Here is a 4,482-nt window from a genome sequence, read left to right as displayed (position 1 = left end):
CGTCGAGCTGCCGTTCGCCTGGACCGACGTCACCCTGCACGCCACCGGCGCCACCCGGGCCAGAGTCCGCGTGACCACCACCGACGGCGTGACCAGCGTGCTCCTGGCCGACGGCACCGGCACACCCCTGGCCGAGGTGGGCGGGCTCACCATGCGACCGGTCGCCGACGCCCCCCTGACGGCGCTGCCCACGGCCCCCCGCGACGGCCTCTACCAGGTGACCTGGACCACGACCCCACACGCCGCGGAGCCGTCCGCCGCCCATGCGGTGGCCACGGAAGCCGGCTGGCTCCGGGAGGCGCTCACCGCCGCCGGAGTCCCGGTGACGGACGGCCCGGCACACGACCGGACGATCCTGCTCGCCTCACCCCCGCCCACCTACCAGGCCGACGGGACGCACGCGGGGCCGCCGCACTTCGACCCGGGTGACGACACGCGGTCCGAGCCGCCGTGCACCGGCTCGGGTGACAACGCGCGGTCCGAGCCGCCGTACACCGACCTGGGCGATGAGACGCCGACCGCGCCGCACGCCGTGCTCGGCGCGCTCAGAGACCGGCTGGCCGACGAGCACGCGGCCACCACCCGCCTGGCCGTCGTGACCCGCCGCGCCGTGGCCGCGCGCCCGGACGACCCGGCGCCCGACCCGGAGCAGGCGGCGGTCGCCGGCCTCGTACGCGCCGCCCAGGCGGAGAACCCGGGTCGCGTCCTGCTCATCGACGTGGACGGCAGCGACGCCTCCTACCACGCGCTCCCGTCCGTCCTCACGGGGACCGAGCCCGAGCTGGCCCTGCGCGAAGGCACCGCCCTGGCCCCCAGGCTGGCCAAGGCGGAACCGCCGCCCCTCACCGCGACCGCCCCATGGCGGGTGGACGTACGCGAGGCGGGCACCATCGACCACCTGATCGCCGCCCCGATCGTGGACCGCCCGCTCGGCCCCGGCGAGGTACGGGTCACGATGCGCGCCTGCGGCCTCAACTTCCGCGACGTGCTGATCGCGCTCGGCATGTACCCGGGCGCGGCGGAGCCGGGCAGCGAGGGCGCCGGCGTCGTGACCGAGCTCGGCCCGGGCGTGGCGGGGCTGGCCGTGGGCGACCGGGTGATGGGCTTGTTCGACAATGCGCTCGGCACCCACGCCGTCGCCGACGTGCGGCACCTCGTTCCGATCCCGGAGGGCTGGTCGTTCGCCACGGCCGCCTCCGTCCCCGCCGTCTTCGCCACGGCCTGGTACGGCCTGGTGGACCTGGCCGGTCTCCAGCCGGGGGAGAAGGTGCTGATCCACGCGGCGGCGGGCGGTGTGGGCATGGCGGCGGCGCAGATCGCCCGTCACCTCGGCGCGGAGGTGTACGGCACCGCCAGCCCCGCCAAATGGAAAGCCACCGGCCTGGACGAAGAACACCTGGCCAGCTCCCGCACCCTGGAGTTCGCCGACCGCTTCCCACCCATGGACGTCGTCCTCAACTCCCTGGCCGGAGACTTCACCGACGCCTCACTCGGCCTCCTCAAACCCGACGGCCGCTTCATCGAAATGGGCAAAACCGACCTCCGGCCGGCCACCCCCGGCTACACCCCCTTCGACCTGGACGAAGCCGGCCCCGACAGGACCGCCGAGATCCTCGCCACCCTGCTCGGCCTCCTCCGCGCCGGAGCGCTCACCCCGCTCCCCGTCCGCGCCTGGGACCTGCGCCGCGCCCCCGAGGCGTTCCGGCACATGCAGCAGGCCCGGCACATCGGCAAGGTCGTCCTCACCGTCCCCGCCCCGCTCGACCCGGACGGCACCGTCCTCATCACCGGTGGCACCGGCGGGCTGGGCGCGTTGACCGCCAGGCACCTGGCCGGCACGCACGGCGTACGGCGGCTCCTGCTGGTCAGCAGGCGGGGCGAGGACGCGCCGGGCGCGGCCGAGCTGCGGGCGGAGCTGATCGAAATGGGCGCGTCCGTCGAGATCGCCGCCGCCGACATCGGCGACCGCAAGGCGCTGGCCGACCTCGTCGCAGGCCGCGAGCTCACCGCCGTCGTGCACACCGCCGGCGTCGTGGACGACGGCGTGATCGGCGCGCTCACCCCCGACCGGCTGGACGCCGTGTGGCGGCCCAAGGCGCGGGCCGCCGCGCACCTGCACGAGCTGACCCGCGAGCACGACCTGGCGGCGTTCGTGCTCTTCTCCTCCTGCGCCGGCACGTTCGACGACGCCGGACAGGCCAACTACGCCGCCGCCAACGCCTTCCTGGACGCCCTGGCCGCACACCGCGCCGCCACCGGAGCGCCCGCCACCTCGATCGCCTGGGGCATGTGGGCGCCGGAGAGCGGCGGCATGACCGCCAGGCTCGACGAGGCCGACCAGCGCAGGGTGCGCCGCGACGGGCTGCGGCCCATGACGCCGGAGCAGGGTCTCGCCCTGCGCGCCGCCGCGCTCGGCCTGGCCGCCGCGGCCGACGTCGCGGCGCCGCTGGACCTCGCCGCCGTGCGCGACCGGCAGGACGGACCCCCCAGCATGCTCCGCGGTCTCGTCAGCGGCGGCGTCAGGGGCGGCGTGCGCAAGGCGGCCAACGACGCGGGCCGGCCCGCCGAGTCGCTGACCGAACGCCTGCGCGCCCTGCCCGGCGCGGCACGTACGCGGATGCTGCTCGACCTCGTCAGGACGCACACGGCGAGCGTGCTCGGCCACGCGAGCATGGAGGAGGTCGACCCCCGTCGCGGGTTCACCGACCTGGGCTTCGACTCGCTCACCGCGGTCGAGCTGCGCAACCGGCTCAGCACGCTGACCGGCGCCCGGCTGTCGGCCACGCTCGTCTTCGACCACCCGACCCCCGAGGCCGTGGCCGCCCACATCAAGGCCGAGCTGATCGGCGAGGAGCCGCCGCTGGAGGCCGAGCTGGCCGAGCTCGAACGCGCCATGGCCGAGGCGGCCCCCGCGCCGGCCGACCGCGAACGGATCGCCGCGAGGCTCCGTGACCTGGCCGCCGCCTGGGCGGGCACGGCGGGCGCCGACGACCTGTCCCAGGCCACCGCCGACGAGCTGTACAGCATTATTGACAACAACTCATAAACGAAGTAATGCCAGCAGGTCATTACTTCGGAGGATATGCAAATGGTCCCGCCGTTCGATTGCGGACGATGCCCCACATCATACGATCGGCATATGCGTAACGATGGGGAGGCTATCGTCCGACTGGAATCGGTGACCAAGAACTACGGCCCAAAGAAAGCTCTCGACGGCGTAACGCTACGCTGCCTGAAAAATAATTTCACCGCGATCCTCGGGCCGCCCGGGGCAGGCAAGACCACGCTGCTGAGATGTGCGGCCGGCCTCGACCGGCCCACCTCCGGCACCGTGGACGTCGCGGGCGAGAACCTCACCTCCCTCGACGAGGCCGCGCTCGACGTCGTGCGGCGCGAGCGCGTCTCGTACGTGTTCTCCTCCCGCAACCTGCTGCCCTCGCTGACCGTCGCCGAGAACCTGACGCTGCCGCTCCGCCTGGCCAGGAGGTCGGCCGCCCCGTCGCTGGTCATCGACCTCGTCCGGCGCGCCGGCCTGTCGGAACACCTCGACAGCATGCCCGCCGACCTGTGCCGCAGCCAGCAGCAGATGGTCGCCGTCGCCCGCGCCATGATCACCAGCCCGGCGGTGATCCTGGCCGACGACCCGGCCCGCGGGCTCGACCCCCGCAGCGCGGGCGAGCTGCTCGGCCTGCTGGCCTCGTACGTGCACGACCACGCCGGCAACGTCGTGCTGGCCAGCCACGACCCCATGGTCGCCGCCTACGCCGACCGCGCCGTGCTGCTGAGATCCGGCCGGGTGGAGCGCGAGATGAGCTTCCCCGAGGGCAAGGAGGCCTTGGAACGAGCCGTTCACCTGGCGGTATGGGAAGCGAGAGACCCGTTCTGATGTGGCTGCTGATCCTGCGCAACCTCCGCTACCGCAGGAACGCCTTCGCCTCCGCGTTCGTCGCGATGGCGGTGGCCGCGGTCGTCGTGTCGGCCTGCGCCGCGCTCGCCGCCACCGGCGCGCGGGCCGCCGTGCTGCCGCACCGGCTGGACGGCGCGCCCATCGTCGTGCTCGGCGACCAGTCGTTCGTCCCCCCGGGCGCCGACCCCGACGACCCCGTGTGGCTGCCGGAGAAGGTCCGCCTGCCCGCCTCCGTCGCGCGGACCTTACGCGGCGTACGGGGCATCGCCTCGGTCGTCGAGGACATCGCCTTCCCGGCCGAGCTGGCCGGCGCCGCCGCGGCGGGCCACGACTGGGCCGGGGCCGGGCTGGTCCCGTACACGCTGACCAGCGGCGCCGCCCCCACCGGCCCCGGTCAGATCGTGCTCGACGCCGGCTTGGCCGCGCGCGGCGGCCTGAGGCCGGGCGCGCAGGCGGAGGTCGAGGTGCACGGCGTCAGCGAGCGTTACACCGTGACCGGCCTGGCCACGTCCCACTCCGGCCGGCCCGCCGCGCGCCCCGCGATCTTCTTCTCCGCCGCCGATGCCCGCCGCCTG

2 protein-coding genes and 1 pseudogene are annotated in these 4,482 nt (G+C 74.5%); all 3 read left to right on the top strand.

The window, feature by feature from the left end; translation table 11 throughout:
- The coding region (locus ABFX54_RS55980) for an SDR family NAD(P)-dependent oxidoreductase (RefSeq protein WP_346115502.1) at window positions 1-3,046 on the top strand (3,046 nt) is incomplete at its 5' end.
- Window positions 3,047-3,178: 132 nt separating this feature from the next.
- Entirely contained in the window at window positions 3,179-3,886 is a 708-nt protein-coding gene (locus ABFX54_RS55975; RefSeq protein WP_346115501.1) for an ABC transporter ATP-binding protein, read from the top strand.
- Window positions 3,886-4,482, top strand: a pseudogene (locus ABFX54_RS55970) (hypothetical protein); the annotation flags it as partial. The gene ABFX54_RS55975 and the pseudogene ABFX54_RS55970, both read left to right, overlap by 1 nt.

Source organism: Nonomuraea maheshkhaliensis, assembly GCF_039529435.1.
In the GTDB taxonomy this organism is placed as follows: Bacteria; Actinomycetota; Actinomycetes; order Streptosporangiales; family Streptosporangiaceae; genus Nonomuraea; species Nonomuraea maheshkhaliensis.
This window is presented reverse-complemented; position numbering and strand designations above follow the sequence as displayed.